20 protein-coding genes and 1 other RNA gene are annotated in these 23,246 nt (G+C 70.0%); 10 read left to right on the forward strand and 11 right to left on the reverse strand.

Going from position 1 to position 23,246, the window contains the following annotated elements; translation table 11 throughout:
- A partial coding sequence (locus HND91_RS16775; RefSeq protein ID WP_181707760.1) for a porin occupies positions 1-374 on the reverse strand: 374 nt, incomplete at its 3' end.
- A gap of 535 nt (positions 375-909) precedes the next feature.
- Positions 910-1,845, reverse strand: coding sequence for a c-type cytochrome (locus tag HND91_RS16780; RefSeq protein ID WP_181707761.1), 936 nt, complete (start codon positions 1,843-1,845; stop codon positions 910-912).
- A 237-nt stretch (positions 1,846-2,082) separates the two neighbouring features.
- On the opposite strand from HND91_RS16780, the gene alr reads away from it, so the two are divergent.
- The 8 genes from alr (at position 2,083) to HND91_RS16820 (ending at position 10,092) form a co-directional block, all read left to right on the forward strand.
- A complete protein-coding gene (alr, locus tag HND91_RS16785; protein ID WP_181707762.1) occupies positions 2,083-3,204 on the forward strand; it encodes an alanine racemase in 1,122 nt (373 codons plus the stop codon).
- 280 nt (positions 3,205-3,484) lie between these two features.
- On the forward strand, positions 3,485-4,912 hold the full coding sequence (gene radA / locus HND91_RS16790) for a DNA repair protein RadA (RefSeq protein ID WP_181707763.1): 1,428 nt from the start codon (positions 3,485-3,487) through the stop codon (positions 4,910-4,912).
- Positions 4,913-4,987: 75 nt separating this feature from the next.
- Positions 4,988-5,629, forward strand: a complete 642-nt coding sequence (locus tag HND91_RS16795) for a CvpA family protein (protein ID WP_181707764.1) — start codon at positions 4,988-4,990, stop codon at positions 5,627-5,629.
- A gap of 131 nt (positions 5,630-5,760) precedes the next feature.
- Positions 5,761-7,230 carry an amidophosphoribosyltransferase gene (gene purF / locus HND91_RS16800; RefSeq protein ID WP_181707765.1) on the forward strand — a complete coding sequence of 490 codons (1,470 nt, stop codon included), beginning with the start codon at positions 5,761-5,763 and terminating at the stop codon, positions 7,228-7,230.
- Between the two features lie 30 nt (positions 7,231-7,260).
- The gene (locus tag HND91_RS16805; RefSeq protein ID WP_181707766.1) at positions 7,261-8,010 is read left to right on the forward strand and encodes an SDR family NAD(P)-dependent oxidoreductase; all 750 of its coding nucleotides are present in this window, start codon (positions 7,261-7,263) and stop codon (positions 8,008-8,010) included.
- 107 nt (positions 8,011-8,117) lie between these two features.
- The gene (locus HND91_RS16810; RefSeq protein WP_181707767.1) at positions 8,118-8,591 is read left to right on the forward strand and encodes a DUF983 domain-containing protein; all 474 of its coding nucleotides are present in this window, start codon (positions 8,118-8,120) and stop codon (positions 8,589-8,591) included.
- Positions 8,581-9,324 carry an NUDIX hydrolase gene (locus HND91_RS16815; RefSeq protein WP_181707768.1) on the forward strand — a complete coding sequence of 248 codons (744 nt, stop codon included), beginning with the start codon at positions 8,581-8,583 and terminating at the stop codon, positions 9,322-9,324. Before HND91_RS16810 ends, HND91_RS16815 begins: the two co-directional genes overlap by 11 nt.
- Positions 9,325-9,465: 141 nt before the next feature.
- Positions 9,466-10,092 carry a GNAT family N-acetyltransferase gene (locus HND91_RS16820; RefSeq protein WP_181707769.1) on the forward strand — a complete coding sequence of 209 codons (627 nt, stop codon included), beginning with the start codon at positions 9,466-9,468 and terminating at the stop codon, positions 10,090-10,092.
- A 381-nt stretch (positions 10,093-10,473) separates the two neighbouring features.
- On the opposite strand, the gene rnpB is transcribed toward HND91_RS16820, so the two are convergent.
- The 6 genes from rnpB to nrdR form a co-directional block, all read right to left on the reverse strand.
- Positions 10,474-10,854, reverse strand: an RNA gene (rnpB, locus tag HND91_RS16825) — RNase P RNA component class A.
- A 239-nt stretch (positions 10,855-11,093) separates the two neighbouring features.
- Positions 11,094-11,738, reverse strand: coding sequence for a lytic transglycosylase domain-containing protein (locus HND91_RS16830; RefSeq protein ID WP_425485476.1), 645 nt, complete (start codon positions 11,736-11,738; stop codon positions 11,094-11,096).
- A gap of 254 nt (positions 11,739-11,992) precedes the next feature.
- Positions 11,993-12,748: an N-acetylmuramoyl-L-alanine amidase gene (locus HND91_RS16835; RefSeq protein ID WP_181707770.1), complete on the reverse strand. Its 756-nt coding sequence runs from the start codon at positions 12,746-12,748 to the stop codon at positions 11,993-11,995.
- An 8-nt stretch (positions 12,749-12,756) separates the two neighbouring features.
- Entirely contained in the window at positions 12,757-13,359 is a 603-nt protein-coding gene (locus HND91_RS16840; protein WP_181707771.1) for a riboflavin synthase, read from the reverse strand.
- Position 13,360: 1 nt separating this feature from the next.
- Entirely contained in the window at positions 13,361-14,533 is a 1,173-nt protein-coding gene (gene ribD, locus HND91_RS16845; RefSeq protein WP_246329539.1) for a bifunctional diaminohydroxyphosphoribosylaminopyrimidine deaminase/5-amino-6-(5-phosphoribosylamino)uracil reductase RibD, read from the reverse strand.
- Positions 14,534-14,615: 82 nt separating this feature from the next.
- Positions 14,616-15,080: a transcriptional regulator NrdR gene (nrdR, locus tag HND91_RS16850; RefSeq protein WP_181707772.1), complete on the reverse strand. Its 465-nt coding sequence runs from the start codon at positions 15,078-15,080 to the stop codon at positions 14,616-14,618.
- A 200-nt stretch (positions 15,081-15,280) separates the two neighbouring features.
- Between nrdR and HND91_RS16855 the strand changes: the two genes are divergently transcribed.
- Positions 15,281-17,017: a cation:proton antiporter domain-containing protein gene (locus HND91_RS16855; RefSeq protein ID WP_181707773.1), complete on the forward strand. Its 1,737-nt coding sequence runs from the start codon at positions 15,281-15,283 to the stop codon at positions 17,015-17,017.
- Positions 17,018-17,327: 310 nt separating this feature from the next.
- Here the strand turns inward: HND91_RS16855 and clpA are convergent, their stop codons facing one another.
- The 3 genes from clpA to HND91_RS16870 form a co-directional block, all read right to left on the reverse strand.
- Complete coding sequence (gene clpA, locus HND91_RS16860; protein WP_181707774.1) at positions 17,328-19,784, reverse strand: ATP-dependent Clp protease ATP-binding subunit ClpA; 2,457 nt, start codon at positions 19,782-19,784, stop codon at positions 17,328-17,330.
- Between the two features lie 9 nt (positions 19,785-19,793).
- Complete coding sequence (gene clpS, locus HND91_RS16865; RefSeq protein ID WP_181707775.1) at positions 19,794-20,129, reverse strand: ATP-dependent Clp protease adapter ClpS; 336 nt, start codon at positions 20,127-20,129, stop codon at positions 19,794-19,796.
- A gap of 439 nt (positions 20,130-20,568) precedes the next feature.
- Positions 20,569-20,901, reverse strand: a complete 333-nt coding sequence (locus tag HND91_RS16870; RefSeq protein WP_181707776.1) for a phasin family protein — start codon at positions 20,899-20,901, stop codon at positions 20,569-20,571.
- Between the two features lie 709 nt (positions 20,902-21,610).
- Between HND91_RS16870 and HND91_RS16875 the strand changes: the two genes are divergently transcribed.
- A complete protein-coding gene (locus HND91_RS16875; protein ID WP_343057375.1) occupies positions 21,611-23,125 on the forward strand; it encodes an SPOR domain-containing protein in 1,515 nt (504 codons plus the stop codon).
- Positions 23,126-23,246: the final 121 nt, after the last annotated feature.

Genomic DNA, 23,246 nt, shown 5'->3' on the forward strand with positions numbered 1-23,246 from the left:
AAGGCGCCTTCCACCAGGATGGAGTCTTCGCTGTCCGTCGCCAGACGGAAGAACGACCGGAGCTGGCCGTACTCGGTCATGGTGCGGGCGTCGAAGTCGACGCGGGCGTCAGCACGGAACTGGGTGCTGAAGTCGTCGTCGCCGTCGCCGTCCTGGTCGGCCTCGAAGGCCGTGACGCGGAAGCGGACGCGGCCGGAGATGTCGAGGCAGGTCTCGGTGCCGGGAATGTAGAAGAAGCCGGCGCCGAAGGTGTCGCAAACCTTCACATAGTCCACAGCGGCCGGAACCGGCTCGCCCGGCAGGTCCGCAGCCTGGGCGGCCGACGCGACCATCAGGCCGGCAGCGGTGCCGAGCAGGATGCTCTTGATGTTCATTTCCTGACCTCCAAAGTCAACCAGAGGAGAAACCAGCCCTCGAACCTTGTTCCGACAGACGCCTGGACGTTCCGGGCATCAGCGGCGTCCGTCACCGGGGCCGATTTCTGTTGTGTCGCCGTTCCGCTCTTTCGTTCGACTGCCACCCCAGACAGTCGGAGCGTGGGGCGCTTGTGAGCCCGGTGTCTTCCGAACTCGCTCAGTCAAACTGACCGATCGGCCCGACCCATTCAACAGCGAACATATATTCGGCGGACTACTTGAGGCCGTTTGGAATGCGTTGTTGCATATATATCACGAGACGCATTAGTGCCCGAAATGCGTTCGTAAACACGGGGTTAACACCGCGCCTCCGCGAACGTGGCGCGAAGCTCGTCACGGTCGGTTTCCAGGGCCTGTGTCGCCCGGAAGGGACAGGGCGGCGGCGCCTTCGCAACGCGGGGGCCCGTACCGACGAGCGAATCCGCGTCGGCGGAAACCGGCCGGCGGGTGGTTCGGTGCGTCCTGGAGGAGGGGAGAGGGCCGCGCGGCGCGGTCACTCGGCGGCGGGTCGCGTCACCGCGTCCGGGTGCGCCGGCACCGCCTTCAGGTAGGCGGCGATCGCCGCCCGGTCCTCGGCCGGCAGGGCGGCCATGTTGGCCTGCACCGACACCATCTGGCCGCCGAACGAGTCGTAGTCGGGCTTGAAGCCGCTCTCCAGCGAGTAGGTGATGTCGTCCGCCGACCACGACTCAAGCCCCTCGGCGTGGGGCGTCAGATTCGGAATCACGCCCCTCCCCTCCGGATTTGCCGCGCCGGCGAGCCAGCGGGCGGTATCGAGCCCGCCGATCGCGTTGCGCGGCGTGTGGCATTCGCCGCAGTGGCCCGGCCCCTCAACGAGATACTGCCCCCGCCGCACCGCATCCGAAGCATCCGCCGGCAGGGCCACCACGGGCGAGGGATCCACGTAGAGGCGCTTCCAGAGGCCGACGCCCCGGCGGATCGAATAGGGAAAGCCGAGGTCGTGGTCGGCCACGGCGTTGCGCACCGGCGGCAGGGTGTCGAGATAGGCCTTGAGGTCGATCACGTCCTCCACGCGCATGCGGGCGTAGGACGTGTAGGGGAACGACGGATAGTAGCTGGCGCCCTCCGGCGAGGTGCCGTGCATCATGGCGTTCACGAGGTCGCCCGCCGTCCAGCCGCCGATTCCCGTGTCCGGGTCCGGCGAGATGTTCGGCACCCGGAAGAGGCCGAACGGCGTGTTCAGCTCCAGGCCGCCGGCGAGCTTCAGCTTCTCCTCGCCTTCCGCGTTCGGGGCGGCGTGGCACGACACGCAGCCGCCGGCGTGGAAGACGAGTTCGCCGTTCGCGACGTCCGGCGTGTGGGCGGGCAGGCTCGCCGCCTCCACCCGGTCCGGCTCCGTCAGCATCCAGAAGACGCCGCCACCAGCGGCCGCGAGCACAACGGCCGTCGCCAAACCCGCCTTCAGCATGCTGTCCGCTCCGCATCGTGTCCCGAACCGGCGCGAAGGCTAGCGGGCCGCGTCCGCCTGTCAAAGAACGGTTCGGTGAACACGCGCGTGAACGGCCACTCCTCCACAACCCCCCGCCACCCTACGGTGCGGGCCCGACCTTCCGGGCAACCGAGATCGGGCGCTCCGCGCGGGCGCAGACCTGCCCCGCTCCCCCGGCGCGGCGACTCGCCACCGGGAATCGCTTAAGGTTCGGCCATGGACACGCTTCCTCCGCTCTCGGCCCTGCCCTCCGGCGGGCGGCTCACCGTCGATCTGTCGGCGCTCGTCGGCAACTGGCGCACGATCCGGTCGCGGGTCGGCGCCGCCGAGGCCGCCGCCGTCGTCAAGGGCGACGCCTACGGCATCGGGCTGGAGCCCGCCGCGCGGGCGCTCCACGCCGCCGGCTGCCGCACCTTCTTCGTCGCCCTCCCCCGTGGCGGCGTACGCTTGCGCGCCGTCCTGCCCGACGCGGTCATCTACGTCCTCAACGGCTTCTTCGACGGGGCCGGCCCGGTCTACACCGCCGCGCGGCTGCGGCCCGTGCTCGGCAGCCGCGCCGAGGTCGACGCCTGGCTCGCCGAGACCGGCGGCTCGGGCGAGCCCGCCGCGATCCACGTGGACACGGGCATGAACCGGCTGGGCCTCACCCGCGACGAAGCCGTGGCGGTCGCGGCGGACGCGGGCCTCCTCGCCCGGCTCCGGCCCGCGCTCGTCATGAGCCACCTCGCCTGCGCCGACGCGCCGGGCCATCCGCTGACCGCCGAGCAGATCCGCCGGTTCACCGAGGTGCGCGCCCTCTTCCCCGGCGTGCCCGGTTCGCTCTCCAACTCCGCCGGCGTCGATCTCGGCCCGGAGGTCCACCACGACCTCGTCCGCCCCGGCATCGCGCTCTACGGCGCGCGCTGGGCCGCCGACCGGCCGCCGCTCGAGCCGGTCGCGACCCTCGAGGGTCGCCTCATCCAGGTCAACGAGGTGCCCGCCGGGGCCGCCGTCGGCTACGGCGCCGCCTTCCGGGCCGAACGGCCGAGCCGAATCGGCATCGTGTCGGTCGGCTACGCGGACGGATACCTCCGCCGCGCCGGTGCGTCGGATGCCGGGCCCGGCGCCTCCGCCGCCATCGGCGGCATGCGCGTCCCCCTCGCCGGCCGCGTCTCCATGGACATGCTCGCCGTCGACCTCACCGACGCGCCGGCCGAACTATGCCGCCGCGGCGGGTGGGTGGAGCTGTTCGGCCGCACCGTCCCGGTGGACGAGGTGGCCGGCCACGCCGGCACCATCGGCTGGGAACTCCTCACCGGCATCGGCGACCGCTACGAGCGGCGGTACGTGGGCGGGTGAAGAGCGGGGTGGTGTGGAGAGGGCGACGGGAGCGGCTACGGCCTGGAATGCATGGATGCTCCACCTTCGCGGACCATGACCATCGCCGCGTGGGCCGCACCGGTGCTCGCCCCTTTGCCCCGTCATGGTCCGCGAGGGCGGCCCACCCACGCATATCTCGACGCAACGTCCACGCCGGCGGACCATCCGCGCTTTTTCAGCAGATCAACGGTTCCATGTCCTGTACAAAACGGGAACGGATCCCCATACTCCGCACCAACTGCCTTCCCGAGATCCCCGCATGGCCAAGCGCTCTACCCATTTCGTCTGCCAGACCTGCGGCGCCACTTCGCCGAAGTGGGCGGGCAAGTGCGAATCGTGCGGCTCGTGGAATTCCTTCGTGGAGGAGACCGCCGGCTCCGGCATCGGCGGCGCCATCATCGGCCAGAAGGGCCGGCCCATGCGCAAGGGCCGGGTCGTCCCGCTCGTCGCCCTGTCCGGCGCCATCGATCAGGCGCCGCGGGTGCCGACCGGCATCGAGGAACTGGACCGGGTCACCGGCGGCGGATTCGTGCGCGGCTCCGCGCTTCTCGTCGGCGGCGACCCAGGCATCGGCAAGTCCACGCTCCTCATCCAGGCCGCCGCCACGCTCGCGCGCTCCGGCGCGCGCGTCGTCTACGTGTCCGGCGAGGAGGCGGTCGCCCAGGTGCGCCTGCGCGCCGAGCGGCTCGGCCTCGCCGACGCGCCGGTGGCGCTCGCCGCCGAGACCAGCGTCGAAGACATCCTCACCACGCTCCAGGACGGCCCGCCGCCCCACCTCGTCATCATCGACTCGATCCAGACGCTCTGGACCGAAGTGGTCGATTCGGCCCCCGGCACCGTCGCCCAGGTTCGCACCTCCGCCCAGGCGATGATCCGCTACGCCAAGGAGTCGGGCGCCACGGTGGTGCTCGTCGGCCACGTCACCAAGGAAGGCACCATCGCGGGGCCGCGTGTGGTGGAGCACATGGTCGACGCGGTGCTCTACTTCGAGGGCGACGGCGCCCGCCACTTCCGCGTGCTTCGCGCCGTGAAGAACCGCTTCGGCCCGACCGACGAGATCGGCGTGTTCGAGATGACAGGGCGCGGCCTCAAGGAGGTGCCCAACCCGTCGGAACTCTTCATGGGTTCGCGCGACGCGTCCTCCCCCGGGGCCGCGGTCTTCGCCGGGATGGAGGGCACGCGGCCGGTGCTCGTCGAGGTCCAGGCGCTGGTCGCCCCCTCCTCCCTCGGCACCCCGCGCCGCGCCGTGGTCGGCTGGGACGGCAATCGCCTGTCCATGATCCTCGCCGTCCTGGAGGCCCACTGCGGCATCCGGTTCGGCCAGCACGACGTGTATCTCAACGTCGCCGGCGGCCTGCGCATCCAGGAGCCGGCGGCGGATCTCGCCGTGGCGGCCAGCCTCGTGTCCTCCCTGGCCGGGGTTGCTCTCGGTCCGGATTGCGTCTATTTCGGCGAAGTCAGCCTGTCCGGTGCGGTCCGGCCGGTCGCGCACGCGTCCAGCCGCCTCAAAGAAGCCGAAAAGCTGGGGTTCTCCCGTGCGGTCGCGCCCAAGGGCGGTCCGGGCGAGGAGCCCATGGCGGGGATCGGCGTCGGCGAAGTGGCGGAACTGGCGGATCTCGTCGCCCGCATCGCCGGCGGCGGACGCCCCCGGGTCCAGGCGTCGGACGGTCGCGCCCTGCGCGCCTGAGGGCGGACGAGTTGGTAGGCGATCGAGCGGTGGGCCGGTTCCGGGGGGCTCGATGACATCGGGGAATGGCTGACGATGCCGATCACACTTCTCGACGGGATCCTGCTCGTCATCATGCTGATCTCGGCGATGCTCGCCATGATCCGCGGCTTCGTGCGCGAAGTGCTGTCGATCGCCTCCTGGGTCGCCGCCGCCGCGGCCGCCTTCTTCTTCTACGACGACGTGCTGCCCTTCGTGCAGGAGCACGTGGCCCAGCGCCAGATCGCCATCGCGGTCGCGGCCGGCGGCGTCTTCCTGCTCACCCTGATGGTGGTGTCCTTCATCACCATGCGCATCTCCGACTTCGTGCTCGACAGCCGGATCGGCCCGATCGACCGCACCTTCGGCTTCGTGTTCGGCGCCGCCCGCGGCCTGCTGCTGGTCGTCGTCGGCATGCTCTTCTTCAACTGGTTCATGCCCGACGAGCGTGGCCAGCCCGGCTGGGTGGTGGACGCCCGCTCCAAGCCCCTCCTCAACGCCATCGGCGACCAGTTGCTGGCGGCGCTGCCGGAGGATCCGGAGAAGGACATCCTGGAGCAGTTCCAGAACCCGCAGCGGGACGACGGCTCCACGCCGCCGCCGGACGGCGGCGAGGGCCGGCCGGATCCGGCCTATCGGTCGGGCGAGCGCGACGGCCTCGACCAGCTGATCCAGTCGACCGGCACCAACAACCAGTGACGAACGGCAAGGCCCCGCACCCCCGGGGCCTTCACCGTTTCGCCGGCTAGGCGTCACCCCGTACGCGGACGCCATAGGAATCCCGGCGCAGGCGGACTATATAGGGGCCCGCGAGCCTCCGGAGACGAGCCATGGACGACTTCACGATGCACCCGTTCGACGCGGGTGAGGACGACCGATTCCACGAGGAATGCGGCGTCTTCGGGGTGTACGGCGCCCAGAACGCGGCCGCTCTCGCGGCCCTCGGCCTGCACGCCCTGCAGCATCGCGGGCAGGAGGCGGCCGGCATCTGCTCCTTCGACGGGCGGCAGTTCTACACCGAGCGGCACATCGGCCTCGTCGGCGACAACTTCACCAAGCCCTCGGTCATCGCCCGCCTGCCGGGCGACCGGGCCATCGGCCACACCCGCTATTCCACCACGGGCGGCTCCGGCATCCGCAACGTCCAGCCCCTGTTCGCCCAGTACACCGGCGGCGGTTTCGCCATCGCGCACAACGGCAACCTGACCAACGCCATGACGCTGCAGAAGGAACTGCAGCGGCGCGGCTCCATCTTCCAGTCCACCTCCGACACGGAGACCATCCTGCACCTGGTGGCGACCAGCCCCAAGGTGGCCCTGGTCGACCGGCTGGTGGACGCCATGTCGCGCGTCGAGGGCGCCTATTCGCTCGTCTGCATCTCCAACAAGAAGATGATCGGCTGCCGCGACCCGCTCGGCATCCGCCCGCTCATCCTCGGCGATCTGGAGGGGGCCCTGGTGCTCGCCTCGGAGACCTGCGCGCTCGACATCATCGGCGCGCGCTTCGTGCGCGAGATCGAGCCCGGCGAGATGGTCATCATCACCGACGACGGCATCGAGAGCATCAAGCCGTTCGGCCGCACTGCGTCGCGCTTCTGCATCTTCGAATACGTCTACTTCGCCCGGCCCGATTCCGTCTTCAGCGGCACGTCGGTCTACGAGGTGCGCAAGCGGATCGGCGCCGAGCTCGCCCGCGAGAGCGGCGTCACCGCCGACATCGTCATTCCGGTGCCGGACTCCGGCACCCCGGCCGCCATCGGCTTCGCCGAGGCCGCGGGCCTGCCGTTCGACCTCGGCATCATCCGCAACCATTACGTGGGCCGCACCTTCATCGAGCCGACCGACTCGATCCGCCACATGGGCGTGAAGCTGAAGCACAACGCCAACCGCTCGGTGATCCAGGGCAAGCGCATCGTGCTCGTGGACGATTCCATCGTGCGCGGCACCACGTCGGTGAAGATCGTCCAGATGATGCGCGACGCCGGCGCCACCGAGGTGCACATGCGCATCGCCTCGCCGCCGACCCGCGACAGCTGCTTCTACGGCGTCGACACGCCGGAGAAGGGCAAGCTCCTCGCCTCGCGCATGTCGATCCAGGAGATGACCTCCTACATCGGCGTGGACAGCCTCGCCTTCCTGTCCATCGACGGCCTCTACCGCGCCGTCGGCCAGGCCAAGCGCGACAACCTCGTCCCGCAGTATTGCGACGCCTGCTTCACCGGCGAATACCCGACCGTCCTCACCGACCAGGCGGGCGAGCCGTCCGTGCGTCAGCTGACGCTCCTTGCCGAGGCGCGCTGACGCCCCGGCTTCCTCCTTGCCAGACGGATCATGATGTCCGAGACGATCGACAGACGCATCGCCCTCGTCACCGGCGCGTCGCGCGGCATCGGCCGCGCCGCCGCCCTCGCCCTCGCCGAGGCCGGCCACCACGTGGTGGCGGTCGCCCGCACCGAGGGCGGCCTGTCCGAGCTCGACGACGAGATCCAGGCGGCCGGCGGCTCGGCCACCCTGGTGCCGATGTCGCTGACGGACTTCGACGCGCTCGATCGTCTCGGCGCCGCCCTGTTCGAGCGCTGGGGCCGCCTCGACGTCCTCCTGGCCAACGCCGGCATTCTCGGCCCGCTTTCGCCGGTCGGTCACGTGCCGCCGAACAAGTGGGAGGAGGTGATGGCCGTCAACGTCACCGCCAACTACCGCCTGATCCGCTCGCTCGATCCCCTGCTTCGCCGATCCGCCGCACCGCGCACCCTGTTCGTCTCCTCCGGCGCCGCCCACAAGTGCCGGGCCTACTGGGGCCCCTACTCCGTCTCCAAGGCGGCCCTGGAGGCTCTGGTGCGCACCTGGGCGGCCGAGGTGGAAAGCTTCGGCATCACGGCCAACCTCCTCAACCCGGGCCCGTTGCGCACCAAGATGCGCGCCCAGGCCATGCCGGGCGAGGATCCGCTGTCGCTGAAGACGCCGGAGGACCTTGCGCCGCACATCGTGGCGGCGCTGTCCCCGGAGACGACCCGCACCGGCCAGATCTTCGACTTCCCCACACTCGCCTGGACGGAACCGCAAATGCCGCGTCCGGCTTGACCGGGCAGCGAAACGACCGACGCGGACAGCCCGTCCCCGCGACCGCACGTCCCGTGGCGGGAACCGGGCGGACCGGCTAAGCGTCGGACCGGACGAAAGGATCGATCATGGCGGTTGAGACATGGACTGCCGGGCAAGGGACGGACACCCCCGTGGTGCTGCCCAAGCGCGACGTCTGGACATCGATCCGGCGAGGGCTCGCCGGGCGCTGTCCCCACTGCGGCAAGGGTCGCCTGTTCGGCCGCTACCTCAAGGTGGTCGACCGCTGCGAAGCCTGCGGCGAGGAGTATTCTCATCACCGGGCCGACGACCTGCCGCCCTACATCACCATCGTCATCGTGGGTCACGTGGTGATCCCGGCGGTGCTGTGGGTGGAGCAGGTCTGGTCCCCGGAGGACTGGGTGCAGATGGCCATCTGGCTGCCGGTCACCGTCCTGATGACGCTCCTTCTCCTTCAACCCATCAAGGGCGGTGTCGTGGGTCTGCAGTGGGCGGCCTACATGCACGGCTTCCACCCGTCCGGACCCGACGACCTCGACCGGACCCACGTGACGATACCGGAGGGCCAGCGTGGCGGCTGACGTCGCACTCACGATCGCCAAACCCGTCCCCCCCAAGAAGAAGGCTCTCGTCCCCCGGGACGCGGCCACCCTCCTGATCCTCGACCGCACCCCCTCCGGCGTCCAGGTGCTGATGGGCAAGCGGCGCGACGACCTCGCGTTCAACCCGGGCGCCTACGTGTTCCCGGGCGGCCGCGTCGATCCGACCGACGGTCTCGTCTCCGCCGCCGTGGAGATGCCGGACGTCCTCCGCGACCGGCTCCTCGACCGCATGCGGCCGAAGCCGTCGCGCCGCCGCGCCCGGGCCCTTCTCGTCGCCGCCCTCCGCGAGACCGCCGAGGAGACCGGCTACCTGATCGGTCGCCGCGACGGTGCGTTCGCCAAGGCCCCGCCGGACGGCTTCCGACCGTTCGTCGACAGGGCCGTCGGGCTCGACCTCTCCATGGCCAGGCTGGTCGGCCGCGCCATCACGCCGGTCAAACGCCCGCGCCGATTCGACGCCCGCTTCTTCGCGGTCTGGGCCGACGACGCGGTGGCGGCCGAACCGGACTCGCCGGTGCCGCCCGACAACGAGCTCTCCGACGTCCGATTCGTGCCGCTGTCGAGGACCGGGGAGCTGGAACTGCCGCGCATGACCAAGATCATGCTCGCCGAGCTCGACACGCGCCTTGCCGCCGATCCGCGCCTGACGCTGGACCTTCCGGCCCCCTTCTTCGTTCCGGTGGGCGAGACCCATCGGCGCGAGGAGATCTGAGCCGTCGCGCATGCCCCTCGGCGGTCCCGGCCCCTCGTCCGGCGGCGCCGGGGGTTCGAAGACGGCGGCGCGCCGTGTTACCGCTTGCGGCCCGGACCTTGCTGGGATCCCCTCCAGGCGCGGTTCGCCAGGAGTTCGATCATGTCCCCCCTCACCGACGGCTATCACCCCCTCCCGCCCGGCAAGCTCGCCACCCTGGTGACCTTCCTGGAGATGACCGAGCCGCCCGCCCGGCCTCGCCGCCAGGCCCCGCCCGGCTACACCCTCCGTCCGGTGGAGCGCTGGGACCTCGCCGTCTACAAGGCGCTCTACACCGAGATCGGCTGGGAGTGGCTCTGGACGTCCCGCCTGCTCATCGACGAGGCGGACCTGGAAAAGCGCCTCCACGCGCCCGGCACGCGCTCCTTCGTGCCGGACCTCGATGGCCGCGCCATGGGCCTTCTGGAGATGGACGTGACCGACCCGGACCGTCCGGAGATCGCCTTCTTCGGCCTCGTGCCGGACGCCATCGGCGCCGGCGTCGGCGGTTGGCTCATGGACGAGGCCATCGCCATCGCCTTCGCCCAACCTGGCGTGATCCGCCTCTGGCTCCACACCTGCCACTTCGACAGCCCGCAGGCCCTGCCCTTCTACATGGTGATGGGCTTCACGCCCTTCGCCCGCGCCATCGAGGTCTTCGACGACCCCCGCCTCCTCGGCAAACTCGCCCCCGGCGCCGGCCCCCACGTCCCCCTCATCCCAAACGCCCGCCTCCCCCACGAGATCTGAGGCGAGCGCCGCCCCTTCACCGATCCGCACCACCCCCCGCCACCCCCTCTCCCGTCATGGTCCGCGAACGCGGACCACCCGCGCATTGGCCCGCGCTCACGAAATGCGTGGGTGGTCCGGATGAACCGGACCATGACGATCGATCGAGCGCGACCGCAAACAACCGACGATCGCCGCCCTAACAACAAGCGACCGCCGCCCCAAACACCGCGCGACCGCCACCCCTTCACCGATCTCACACCACCCCCCGCCACCGCCTCCCCCGTCATGGTCCGCGAACGCGGACCACCCACGCATTCCCCCTGCACAGGCGCGCGCCGTCGACCGCGCGCCCAACAACGGCGACCGGCGCGACGGCGCGTGTCTTTTCATCGAAACAGAGATGCCAGCCGGTCTGTAAGCCGGGTTCTGTAAGCGGTTGCCCGCCTGACGACCATTCATCTGGGACGCCCGTCGCCGGACGCCTCGCGCAACCTACCCGGGCGGCTGGCTCGGAAACGAGCTGGGGAGATCCCCGCGCCGCCCCTATTCGGTCTTGCTCCCGGTGGGGTTTGCCGTGCCGGTTCCGTTACCGGTCCCGCGGTGGGCTCTTACCCCACCGTTTCACCCTTACCCCGGCATGCCGGGGCGGTCTGTTTTCTGTGGCACTTTCCCTAGGGTCGCCCCCGCCGGGCGTTACCCGGCACCGTGTTTCCGTGGAGCCCGGACTTTCCTCCCGGGCGCGCTTTCGCGCCTTGCCCGAGCGGCCGTCCAACCGGCTGGCGGGCGGGATGTGGCACGGGGGGAACGGCGGGTCAAGGGCGGCGGAGCCGAGCAGCGAAGGCTCGCTCTTCATGCGCCCGGCGCTTTCCGCATGGGCAGCAAGGCTCGGCCATGCCGCGCACCGTTTCGGCCTCCGACGGGAACGGAGGCATCGCTCTCTTGAAAGATCGGTAAGCCCGCACCCGGCAGGCGGACCGGCGCCGCACGGGATGCCCCCGCGCGCGCCGGCCGAGATCGCCTCAGAGCGAGGCGACGTAGCGGTTGACCTTGGAGCAGTAGGCGCGGACGCCCTTGGTCATGCGCTTGGCCGCGTGGCCGCCGTTGTAGCGCAGGATGGTGCCGCAGGTGTCGCCGCCGGCCATCTGGTAGGCCTTGGCGAGATAGAGCATGCCCCAGCGGATGTTGGTGTCGGGATCGTAGAGATCCTTCGTGGTGCCCGAGTAGCCGATGCCGCGCGCGGTGGCGGGCTTGATCTGCATGAGGCCCACTTCGCCGGCCCGGCCGCGGGCGCGGGGGTTGAAGCGGCTTTCCACGTGGACGACGGCCTCGGCGAGTTCGACGGGAACCCCGTGGGCCTTCGCGTGTTTCTGGATCAGAGCGCGGATTTCGGTCGGCGCGGTGCTGCTCGCGCTCGGCGCGGCGGCCTTCTCGGTGGCGGTCTCCACCGGGGGCGCGGGCTCCTCGTTGCTGCGCGAGGCACGACGCAGCATGTCGAGAAGGCTCTTCGGCTCGTCGTCGGCCGGCTTGGCCTCGGCGACCTGCGTGGTCTCCTTGGCGGCGGCTTCGGGAGCGGCCAAGGTCTCGTTGGTGTTGGTTGCAATAGCCGCGATCATCGCAGCGGCAAGCAGCGCACTGCGCCCGCTCATCAGTTCAATCATGCCCATCAGCCTGTCTATCGTTAAGTCTTGATGGGCTCTTCTTCGCGTCTCAATGAGGCAGAATTTGGCCGATCCCAGTATGGGACAAAACTTACCCGTATTGGATAAACTAAATCTAATCAATACTCAAACGGGGGCGGGCATATTACGCCGGGATCGGGCGACATGTTGGCCCGACTGTGGCGATTCCGAGGAAATCGGTGCGCGCGACGGCCGCACCCGGCAATCCCGCCGGGAAAACGCGCCGCCGACACGTCAATCTACGCGAGGCTCGGCAGCGCCTTCAGCAGCCGGTGCAGCGTCTCGATGGTCGAAACGTCCGCCACCCCGTCCACCCGCTCCGGCCGGAAATGGCGCTGGAACGCCGTCACCACGGCGGCCGTCTGGTCGCAGAAGGTGCCGCTGATCGGCACCTCGTAGCCGTAGATGCCGAGCATTGACTGCAGCGCCTCGATCGGCTGGCCCGCGTCGCCGCGCTGAAAGTAGCGCCCGCCCTTCGCCGTCGACGGCGCCACGTGGTGGCCGACGCCGGCGGCGGCGAGCCGCCCCCACGGGAAGAGTTCGCCCGGATCCTCCTTGCGGGTCGGCGCCACGTCCGCATGGGCGACCACGTTCCGCGGCGGGATCGGGTGCCGGTCCAGGATGGCGAGGCAGAGGTCCGTCACCGCCTCGATCTGCCGGTCCGGGAAGGCCCGGTAGCCCCACTGGTGCCCCGGGTTGGCGATCTCGATGCCGATCGAGCGCGAGTTCACGTCCGCCGCGCCCCGCCAGGACGACACGCCCGCGTGCCAGGCCCGCCGGTCCTCGTCCACCAGCCGCACGATCCGGCCGTCCTCGTGCACATACCAGTGGCAGGACACCTGGCTGCGCCCGTCGCACAACCAGGCGAGCGCCTGGTCGGCGTCCGGCATGCCGGTGTAGTGCAGCACCAGCGTGTCCACCGCCACGCCGTCCGGGCGCGGTCCGTGGTTGGGCGACGGGCGGTCGGTGATCGGGCCGGGAGACAGGCTTGCCATCGGGACGGTCAGCCGGCTTCCTGCAGGCGGGCGACGTAGCGCGCCATCATGTCCACCTCCAGGTTGATCCGGTCGCCGACGGCGCTCGTCCCCCAGGTGGTCACCGTCAGCGTGTGCGGGATCAGGAAGACCGAGAACACGTCCCCGTCCACGTCGTTCACCGTCAGCGACGTGCCGTCCAGGGTGACCGAGCCCTTCTGGGCGATGAAGCGCGCCAGCGGGCGCGGCACCCGGAAGGTGAGCTTGGCCATGTCGGCCACGTTCTCGCGCGCGATCAGCTCGGCCATCCCGTCCACGTGGCCGGTCACGATGTGGCCGCCCAGTTCGTCGCCGATCTTCAGCGCCCGCTCCAGGTTGATCCGCGTGCCCGGCGTCCACGCGCCGAGCGTGGTCTTGTCCAGCGTCTCGATGGACGCCTCCACCTGGAACCAGTTGCGCCCGTCGGTGCGCCCCTTGTCCACCACGGTCAGGCACGCCCCCGAGCACGCGATGGAGGCGCCGAGCGCGATGCCGTCCGGCTCGTAGACGGTGGCGATGTCGAGGCTCACGCCGGTCTCGCGCGGCCGCACGGCCACGACCTCGCCGACGTCGGTGATGATCCCGGTGAACATGTCAGGTGTCTTCCCTGCGGACGAGATGGATGAGCGTGTCGCCGCCCAGCATGCGGCGGGCGTGGACGCGAAAGATGGGGCTGTGGACGAGGCTGTCCACCGGCAGCCCGGCGAGGGCCGGTACGCCGCCCTCCCCGATCACCAGGTTTCCGAACACGAGGTGCACCTCGTCCACGAGATCGGCCTCGATCAGCCGGCGCGCCACGGTGGAGCCCCCTTCCACCATCAGCCGCGTGATGCCGCGCTGGGCGAGCTGGAACAGAACGTCGTCCATGTCGAGCCCGCCGCTGCGGTCGCGCTCCGCGAAGGCCACCGTCACGCCGGCCGCGTCGAGCGCCTGGAGGGCGGGCTCGTCCGCCTCCGGCGCGACGAACAGCCACGTCGGCACGGTCTCGGCGGTCCGCACCACCTTGGACGACAGCGGCGTGCGCGCGGCGGAGTCGAGCACCACCCGCACTGGCGAGCGCTCCATCAGGCCGGGCAGCCGGCAGGTCAGTTCCGGGTCGTCGGCCAGCACCGTCCCCACCCCCACCAGGATGGCGTCGTTCTCCGCCCGGAGCGCGTGGGCGTAGGCGCGCGACTGCGGCCCGGAGATGGCGATCTGCCCCTCCCCGTCCCGGCCGATGCAATGGTCGGCCGAAAGCGCCAGCTTCAGCATAACCCGCGGCCGCTGGTGGCGCACCCGGCAGACGTGCCCCGCGAGATCGAAGGCCGCTTCCGCCTCGCACACGCCGCAGCGCACCGCGATTCCGGCCCGGCGCAGCAGCTCGTGGCCGCGCCCGGCCACGCGCGGGTCCGGGTCCTCGATCCCCGTCACCACCCGCGCCACCCCCGCCCGGATCAGCGCCTCCGAACAGGGCGGCGTGCGGCCGTGGTGCGAGCAGGGCTCCAGCGTCACGTAGGCGGTGGCCCCTTGCGCCCTCGGCCCGGCCTGCCTCAGCGCCACGACCTCCGCGTGGGGCCGCCCGCCCGGCGCCGTGGTGCCGCGCCCCACCACCACCGGCCCGTCCGCCTCGAACCGCACCAGGATCGCGCCGACCGACGGGTTCGGCCACGCCACCCCGTTGTTCCGCCGCCCGAGCGCGAGCGCCGCCGCCATGAAGCGGCGGTCCAGCTCCGGATCGACGGGGGCGGGCGGCATGGCGGGACTGGTGGTTCGCTCCGGCCGGTTCATGGGCGGACGTCCTGGCGGATGAGGTATGTGTCGGTGTCCTGCCACGGCGAAGCCCCGGCGACAACACCGGAAATGCCGCTGCTCACTCCGGCGCGGGGTCTGACGACAGTTCGCCCAGGACCGCCTCGAAGTCCTTGGCCTCTCGGAAGTTCCGGTACACGGAGGCGAAGCGCACGTAGGCCACGTCGTCGAGGCCCTTCAGCCCCTCCATGACCAGCTGGCCGATCTGTTCGGCCGGCACCTCCGACTCGCCCGTGCTTTCCAGCTGGCGCACGATGCCGCTCACCATCCGCTCGATCCGCTCCGGCTCCACCGGCCGCTTGCGCAGCGCCACCGAGACCGACCGCACCAGCTTGTCCCGGTCGAACGGGACCCTCCGGCCGCTCCGCTTCAGCACCGTCAGCTCGCGCAGCTGGATCCGCTCGAATGTTGTGAACCGCCCGCCGCACGCCGAGCAGACGCGCCGCCGCCGGATGGCGCTGCCGTCCTCGGTCGGCCGGCTGTCCTTCACCTGGGTATCGTCACCGCCGCAGTAGGGACACCGCATGAAAGCCCCTCCCCGGGCCTGGCTGAAAAGAATCATCCCGACCCGAGAAGTAGCCTACACCGCCATGGATTTCACCCCGGCCGGGCGGCATGGTTGGCCGGCGCTCCGCGCGCGTCGGGCGGATTCGGCGCCGCCCGTCCGCCCGGGCCGGCGCGCCCCCCGCGCGAGGCCCGCCGCCCGACAGAAAGGACCGACCCGCGTTGCATCCGGACAGCCTAGACCTTCGCGAGCTCATCGTGTTCCTGGCCGCCGCCGGGCTTGTCGTGCCGATCGCGCAGCGCTTCCGCGTCAGCCCTGTCCTCGGCTTCCTCCTCATCGGCCTTCTGATCGGTCCGCACGGGGCCGGCCATTTCGCCGAGACGAACCCGGTCCTAGGCCTCATCGCCATCGAGGAGAGCCGGACCATCCACCTTCTCGCCGAGCTCGGCGTCGTCCTCCTCCTGTTCGTGATCGGCCTTGAGCTGTCGGTGCAGCGCCTCCTCGCCATGCGCCGTCTGGTGTTCGGCTTCGGCGGCGCCCAGGTGTCGGTGACGGCCCTCGTCATCGGTGGCATCGCGCTCCTCTACGGCAACGACCTGCCGTCCAGCATGGTGCTCGGCCTCTGCCTCGCGCTCTCGTCCACCGCCATCGTGATGCAGCTCCTCACCGAGGGCCGCCGGCTCGGCTCGCCGGCCGGCCGGGCCGCCTTCGCGGTCCTCCTGCTGCAGGACCTGGCGGTCGTCCCGATCCTCTTCCTCGTGGGCATGTTCGGGTCCGAAGCCACGGACTCGCCCGTCCAGGCCTTCCTGACGGCGATCGTCGAGGCCGCCGGCGTCATCGCCGTCATCGCCGTCGCGGGCCGCGTTCTCGTCCGCCCGCTGTTCCGCCTCGTCGGCGCCACCGGCAGCCGGGAGCTCTTCATGGCGACCGTGCTCCTCACCGTGGTCGGCACCTCGGCCGTCACCGCGGCCGCCGGGCTCTCCATGGCGCTCGGGGCCTTCCTCGCCGGCCTGCTCCTCGCCGACACCGAGTACCGGCACCAGATCGAGGTGGACGTGGAGCCCTTCAAGGGCCTCCTCCTCGGCGTCTTCTTCCTCTCCATCGGCATGGGCATCGACCCCGGCGTCGTCGCCGCCGACCCGTGGCGAGCGCTGATGGGCGTGGTCGGCCTGTTCGTCTTCAAGGCCGCCATCCTGTTCGCCATCGGCGTCGCCTTCCGCCTGCCCGTGCCGGTCGCCGCCGAAACCGCCATCCTGCTCGGCCAGGCGGGCGAGTTCGCCTTCGTGGTCATCGCCCTCGCGGTCGCCGGCGCCGTCATCCCGGCCGAAACCGCCCAATACATGCTGGTGGTCACCGGCCTCTCCATGATCCTCACGCCGCTCATGGCGCGCCTCGGCCGCGAGATCGCCCTCCGCCTCCAGGCCCGCGAACGGGTCGCCGCGCCGGACGGGCCGGAGGCCGTGCCGGCCGACCTCAAGCGCCACGTGGTGGTCGCCGGCTACGGGCGCGTCGGCCAGCTCCTCGGCTCGCTTCTCGACGAGCAGGCCGTCCCCCACATCGGCCTCGACATGGACTCCCGTCTTGTCGCCGCCTATCGGCGCGCCGGCGCCGCCGTCTACGTGGGCGACGCCAGCCGGCCGGAGATCCTGGAGAAGGTCGGCATTTCCGAAGCCAGCGCCTTCGTGGTCACCATGGACAGCGCCGCCGCCGCCGAGCGCATCGTCAAGGCGGTCCGCCAAGCCCAGCCGACCCTCCCGATCTACGTCCGCGCCCGCGACGCCACCCACGCGCTCCGCCTCGTCGAGCACGGCGCCACCAAGGCCGTGCCCGAGACCATCGAAGCCAGTCTCCAGCTCGGCGAAGCCGTCCTCGCCGCCGCCGGCCTCCCGGAGGAAACCGCCCGCGCCATCGTCGAAACCCGCCGCTCCGTCGAGCAGGCCCGGTACACGCGAGACTGAATCCGGCCGACGCGCCATCCCCTCCTCCCCTCCTCCGACCGTCATGGTCCGCGCACGCGGACCACCCACGCATTCCTTCCCCTCTTCTCCTCCTCCGACCGTCATGGTCCGCGCTCGCGGACCACCCACGCATTCCTTCCCCTCTTCCCCCCTTCCGACCGTCATGGTCCGCGCACGCGGACCACCCACGCATTCCTCCCCTCTTCCCCTCTTCCCCTCTTCCTCCACCGACCACCCACGCTCTCCCCCACAAACGAAAGCACCCGCGGATCTCTCCGCGGGTGCCTCCATGTCGATCGTCTCACAGCCGTCAGGGCGTCTTCAGCGGCACCTTCGGCACCAGGCTGCGGCGGGGCTTGTCGCCGCCGTCGCTGGTCCCCGGACCGCCGTTGGCGGCCGGCTTGCCGGGCTTCTTCGGCGGGCGACGGGTGGCCTTCTTCTCCTCGGCCGCCTCCTCGCCTTCCACCTTCCGCTTCAGCGCCGGATCCGGGATGGAGTCGAGCTTCAGGCCGGTCTCGCCGTCCTCCTTCGTCTCCACCGACACCTTCACTGTGCCGCCCTTCTTCAGCACGCCGAAGAGCACGGCGTCCGCCAGCGGACGCTTGATGTACTCCTGGATCACGCGGCCGAGCGGGCGGGCGCCCATGCGCTCGTCGTAGCCCTTCACCGCCAGCCAGTCGATCGCCTCGTCGGTCAGCTCGAAGGTGACGTTCCGGTCGGCGAGCTGGGCCTCCAGCTGCATCACGAACTTCTGCACCACCGAACGGACCACCTCGGCCGGCAGCGCGCCGAACGGGATGATGGCGTCCAGCCGGTTGCGGAATTCCGGCGTGAACAGGCGGTTGATCGCCTCCTCGTCGTCACCCTCGCGCTTGGACCGGGTGAAGCCCACCGCCGCCTTGGCGAGGTCGGCCGCGCCCGCGTTCGTGGTCATGATCAGGATCACGTTGCGGAAGTCGACCTGCTTGCCGTTGTGGTCGGTCAGCTTGCCGTGGTCCATCACCTGCAGGAGGATGTTGAAGAGGTCCGGATGGGCCTTCTCGATCTCGTCCAGCAGGAGCACGCAGTGCGGATGCTGGTCGACGCCGTCGGTCAGCAGGCCGCCCTGGTCGAAGCCCACGTAGCCCGGAGGCGCGCCGATCAGGCGGCTCACCGTGTGGCGCTCCATGTACTCCGACATGTCGAAGCGGATCATCTTCACCCCGAGCACGGCCGCCAGCTGGCGGGCCACCTCGGTCTTACCGACGCCCGTCGGGCCGGAGAACAGGTAGTTGCCGATCGGCTTCTCCGGCTCGCGCAGGCCAGCCCGCGCCAGCTTGATGGCCGACGACAGCACCTGGATCGCCTTCTCCTGGCCGTAGACCACGCGCTTCAGGCTCTCCTCCAGGTGCTCCAGCACCTCGGCGTCGTCCTTCGACACGCTCTTGGGCGGGATGCGGGCCATGGTGGCGATCGTGTTCTCGATCTCCTTCACGCCGATGGTCTTCTTGCGCCGGTTCTCAGGCAGCAGCATCTGCGAGGCGCCGGTCTCGTCGATCACGTCGATCGCCTTGTCCGGCAGCTTGCGGTCGTTGATGTAGCGGGCCGACAGCTCCACCGCCGCCTTGATTGCGTCGTTGGTGTAGCGCACGCGGTGATAGTCCTCGAAATAGGGCTTCAGCCCCTTCAGGATCTCGATCGCGTCCGGGATGGTCGGCTCGTTCACGTCGATCTTCTGGAAGCGCCGGACGAGGGCCCGGTCCTTCTCGAAGAACTGGCGATATTCCTTGTAGGTGGTCGAGCCCACGCAGCGCAGCGTCCCGGAGGCGAGCGCCGGCTTCAGGAGGTTCGACGCGTCCATGGCGCCGCCGGAGGTGGCGCCCGCGCCGATCACCGTGTGGATCTCGTCGATGAACATCACCGCGCCGGGATAGTTCTCGATCTCCTTGACCACCTGCTTCAGGCGCTCCTCGAAGTCGCCGCGATAGCGGGTGCCGGCCAAGAGCGCGCCCATGTCGAGTGCGAAGATGGTCGAGCCCATCAGGACTTCCGGCACGTCGCCCTCGACGATGCGCTTGGCGAGGCCCTCGGCGATTGCCGTCTTGCCGACGCCCGGGTCGCCCACGTAGAGCGGGTTGTTCTTCGACCGGCGGCAGAGGACCTGGATCGTCCGGTTGATCTCGTCGGCGCGGCCGATGAGCGGGTCGATCTTGCCCTTCTTGGCCTTCTCGTTGAGGTTGACGCAGTAGGCCTCCAGCGCGTCGCTCTTCTTCTTCTCGCCGCCCGGACCCTCGGTCGCGGCCGCGTCCTCTTCGGCGCCCCGGGCGGGGCGGCTGTCGGACATGCCGGCGCGCTTGGCGATGCCGTGGCTGATGTAGTTGACCGCGTCGTAGCGGGTCATGTCCTGCTCCTGCAGGAAGAACGCCGCATGGGACTCGCGCTCGGCGAAGATGGCGACGAGCACGTTCGCGCCCGTCACCTCGTCGCGGCCCGACGACTGGACGTGGATGACCGCGCGCTGGATCACGCGCTGGAAGCCGGCGGTCGGCTTGGACTCCTCGCCGAGTTCGGTGACGAGGTTGTCGAGTTCGGTGTCGACGTATTCCACCAGGTTCCGCCGCAGGAGATCGAGGTCGACGTTGCACGCCCGCATGACGGCGGCCGCGTCCTGGTCCTCGATCAGGGCCAGCAGCAGATGTTCGAGCGTCGCATATTCCTGGCGCCGCTCGTTGGCCAGGGCGAGGGCCTGGTGCAGGGCCTTCTCGAGGCTACGTGAGAATGACGGCACGGGCGTACCTCACTTCTTTTCCATGACGCACTGCAAGGGGTGCTGATGACGTCGGGCGAAATCCATCACCTGGGTAACCTTGGTCTCGGCCACTTCATAGGTGTAGATCCCGCACTCCCCGACGCCGTGGTGATGGACGTGGAGCATGATCCGGGTCGCTTCCTCCCGGCCCTTGTTGAAGAAGCGTTCCAGGACGTGAACGACGAACTCCATGGGGGTGTAGTCGTCGTTCAGGATGAGCACGCGGTACATGCTCGGCCGTTTGGTCTTCGGCCGCGTCTTCGTTACGACGCCGGTGCCGTTGTCGTTGTCGTCACTGTCATTCCGGCGCGGGTCTTTGCTCATCGTGGATCAGAGGCCTGTCTCATCGGGTGACCCGGCCGTCCGCCTTCTCCGCCCCTCGCACCGTCCGGCCAAACCGGGCGCTGCGACCAGCGGAGTGCGACCCCGTCGGGAACACCGAAGCCGGCGGCTCGGGCCGATCCGAGCCTCACCGGCTGAACCCCATATAGGGCTGCCTCACGTTCCAAAACAGGTCGGCGGCGGGTCGTCATAAGGGAGAGTCGAACACGTCCGGACGGTTTTGTGAAGCCGAGAAGTTTATCCGCATTGCGACAGGATGCCTTGCATCCGCGCACGAAACGCACGGAACGGAAAAAGGCCCGGCGCGTTGCGCCGGGCCTTCTCACTATGCCGTGATGTCTCTGGAGCGCACCGCCGATCGGGCCTTCGCGACCGTCCCGTCGGACGCCGCGGCGGGCCTCGCCGGCTCTGCGCGCTCAGGTCACTTGGCGAACTTGGCGCCGAAGGCCTCGTAGGGCTTCGCCATTTCCTTGGCGAGGTCCATGTAGAGCTCGGTGAACTTGGTGGCCTGGCTGACGGCCTCTTCATAGGCCTTCTTCAGGAACTCGGTCTGGATCTCGACCACGGCGTCGAGCGACTTGGCGCTCATCAGCTTCTCGCCGTGCTTGCTGAAATCCTCGACGGACTTCTTGGAGTAGTCGGTCGCCTCGACGGCGATCGCCTGGAAGCCCTTGGACACCACGCCGGCCGACTTCAGGGCGGTCTCCATGTTGTCCTTCATGAGCTTCTGCACGTCTTCGTAGCCGTTCGCCATGTCGTCACCCGAAAGTTAGTTGTGGCTCCCGGACACGTGCGACGGATGCCATTTCCGTGAGCAGCACCGGTCGGGAAGTGCTGGCAGTATAAGCAATGCCGCGAAACCGTCAAGAATTTTTGTGCAATGCACAAATGCGCCTTTCGGATGATCGGACCAGCCGGACGTTCAGCGGCAGCCGAACGCTTTCGGACCTGGACACGACCCAGCGAGCACCCGCACCTCCCCCAAACGGAGAGCGAAGCGCCGACCACCATTCTTCCCCTCCCCCAAGTAGAGAGCGAGGCGCCGGTCACCATCCTTCCCCTCAGGGGAAGGTGGCGCGAAGCGCCGGAAGGGGTCGTCTTTTTCCTTCATCGTCCCACCCCCACTGCATCCTCCCGCCAAAACCCACCCTCCCCCGCCCACAAACACGACCCCTCCCCCGGCTTCGCCGGACCCTCCCCTGATGGGAGGGATCGCGCGCCGCCCGTTCCTCCTTCCTCCTCTCCCCCCTTCCCCCCGCCCCTCTTTTCCCCGCTTTACGGTTTCGTAACTGCGTTCGGTCAACTTTTCGGAATGTTCGGTCCGCATCCGCGGGGGACGGAAGCGGGATGCCGTCGGCGTGTGCGAGCCCGGCGGCACGGTCAAACTCGTTAGAGCGCGGGGACGAGCAGTGTTTGGAATGTGTATGGAGTTGGGACCGCGCGCACGCGCCGCGGTCCGCGGAGTGTTCGCATCGGTGCTCGCGGCCGGCCTCCTGGCGGCCGCCCCCAAGATCAGCGAAGCCAATCCGAAATACGCCGCCATCGTGGTGGACACGGCGACCGGCAAGGTCCTCTACGACGCCAAGGCCGACGAGCGCCGCTACCCGGCGTCGCTCACCAAGATGATGACCCTCTACGTCCTGTTTGAGGACCTGGAGCGCGGTCGCTTCAAGCTCAATTCCGCCTTCCGGGTGTCCAAGAACGCGTCCCAGCAGGCGCCGTCCAAGCTCGGCCTGCGGGCCGGCGACGAGATCCGCGTCGAGGACGCCATCAGGGCCCTCGTCACCAAGTCCGCCAACGACGCCGCCGCCGTCATCGGCGAGAACGTGTCCGGCTCCGTGCCGGCCTTCGCCGACCGCATGACCCGCACCGCCCGGGCCATCGGCATGTCGTCGTCGCGCTTCCGCAACGCCAGCGGCCTGCCGGACCCCGGCCAGTACACCACCGCGCGCGACATGATGCGCCTCGGCGTCGCCCTCCAGGTGCGCTTCCCGCGCTATTACGAGTTCTTCAAGACGCGCTCCTTCGCGTTCCGCGGCCGCGTCTACGGCAACCACAACAACCTGCTCGGCCGGGTCGACGGCGTGGACGGCATCAAGACCGGCTACATCAACGCGTCCGGCTTCAACCTCGTCAGCTCGGTGAAGCGCGACGGCCGCAAGATCGTCGCCGTGGTGATGGGCGGCCGGACCGCCCGGTCGCGCGACGCCCACATGGTTCAGCTGATCAACACCTACCTGCCGCAGGCCTCCCGCGGCCGCGGCTATGACGACGATCTCATCGCCGCCGTCCGGTCGGCGCCCCGCGTCGCCGCCTCCGCGCCCCATCCGGCGCCCGTCGTCAGCGCCGGCATCGGCAGCCATCCGACGCCGCTCGCCCGGCCCGGCATGGCGATCGCCGCGGCGGTCGACCCGGCCGAAGCCGCCGTCGCCCGGCCGTCGCGCGTGCTCACCATGGCCAACGCCACCCTGCCGTCCTCCGCCGCCGAGGCCTTCGCCGACGTGGCCGGGCTGGAGCAGGGCTCCACCGACACCGGCGAGGACGAAGGCGCCAGCCAGGATCTCCTCGGCCAGATGATCGAGCGCAAGACCGGCATCGCCCCCATGGCGGTCGCGTCCATCGACCCGGCCACGGTCGCGTCCGTGCCCGCCGCCAAGGCGCCCGCCGCATCGAAAGCCGCCAAGCCCGCCCGCGCGGCGGAGGCGCCCGCCGCCGCTCCGGCCTCGTCGGCCACCGGCTGGCACATCCAGATCGGCGCCGTGGCGGACAAGTCCGCCGCCGACGCCCTCCTCGCCAAGGCGCGGTCGAAGGCTGGCTCGGCCCTCGCCAAGGCCGATCCGGTGACGGAGACCTTCGCCAAGGGCGGCCAGACCTATGTGCGGGCCCGGTTCGCCGGCTTCGCGAACGAGAAGGAGGCGCAGCGCGCCTGCGCGGCCCTCAAGAAGAACGACTTCGGGTGCTTCGCCCTCCGGCTCTGAGCGCCCGCCCACCCGCGGTGCTCCGGCCGACGAGGCCGGGGTGCCGCAACCGCCCGGCGCGGGGTCACCCCTGCCGGCGCCCGCATCGACCAACGAGGCCCCGGTCGCGCCGGAGCCGCCC

Origin of the sequence: Chthonobacter rhizosphaerae (assembly GCF_013839525.1) — a bacterium.
GTDB classification, from domain to species: domain Bacteria; phylum Pseudomonadota; class Alphaproteobacteria; order Rhizobiales; family Pleomorphomonadaceae; genus Chthonobacter; species Chthonobacter rhizosphaerae.

Excerpts from the sequence above, each read along its gene's own strand:
- HND91_RS16780 (WP_181707761.1), bottom strand. The coding sequence starts at position 1,845 with ATGCTGAAGGCGGGTTTGGCGACGGCCGTTGTGCTCGCGGCCGCTGGT.
- alr (WP_181707762.1), top strand. The coding sequence starts at position 2,083 with ATGGACACGCTTCCTCCGCTCTCGGCCCTGCCCTCCGGCGGGCGGCTC.
- radA (WP_181707763.1), top strand. The coding sequence starts at position 3,485 with ATGGCCAAGCGCTCTACCCATTTCGTCTGCCAGACCTGCGGCGCCACT.
- HND91_RS16795 (WP_181707764.1), top strand. The coding sequence starts at position 4,988 with ATGCCGATCACACTTCTCGACGGGATCCTGCTCGTCATCATGCTGATC.
- purF (WP_181707765.1), top strand. The coding sequence starts at position 5,761 with ATGGACGACTTCACGATGCACCCGTTCGACGCGGGTGAGGACGACCGA.
- HND91_RS16805 (WP_181707766.1), top strand. The coding sequence starts at position 7,261 with ATGATGTCCGAGACGATCGACAGACGCATCGCCCTCGTCACCGGCGCG.
- HND91_RS16810 (WP_181707767.1), top strand. The coding sequence starts at position 8,118 with ATGGCGGTTGAGACATGGACTGCCGGGCAAGGGACGGACACCCCCGTG.
- HND91_RS16820 (WP_181707769.1), top strand. The coding sequence starts at position 9,466 with ATGTCCCCCCTCACCGACGGCTATCACCCCCTCCCGCCCGGCAAGCTC.
- HND91_RS16830 (WP_425485476.1), bottom strand. The coding sequence starts at position 11,738 with ATGGGCATGATTGAACTGATGAGCGGGCGCAGTGCGCTGCTTGCCGCT.
- HND91_RS16835 (WP_181707770.1), bottom strand. The coding sequence starts at position 12,748 with ATGGCAAGCCTGTCTCCCGGCCCGATCACCGACCGCCCGTCGCCCAAC.
- HND91_RS16840 (WP_181707771.1), bottom strand. The coding sequence starts at position 13,359 with ATGTTCACCGGGATCATCACCGACGTCGGCGAGGTCGTGGCCGTGCGG.
- ribD (WP_246329539.1), bottom strand. The coding sequence starts at position 14,533 with ATGAACCGGCCGGAGCGAACCACCAGTCCCGCCATGCCGCCCGCCCCC.
- nrdR (WP_181707772.1), bottom strand. The coding sequence starts at position 15,080 with ATGCGGTGTCCCTACTGCGGCGGTGACGATACCCAGGTGAAGGACAGC.
- clpS (WP_181707775.1), bottom strand. The coding sequence starts at position 20,129 with ATGAGCAAAGACCCGCGCCGGAATGACAGTGACGACAACGACAACGGC.
- HND91_RS16870 (WP_181707776.1), bottom strand. The coding sequence starts at position 20,901 with ATGGCGAACGGCTACGAAGACGTGCAGAAGCTCATGAAGGACAACATG.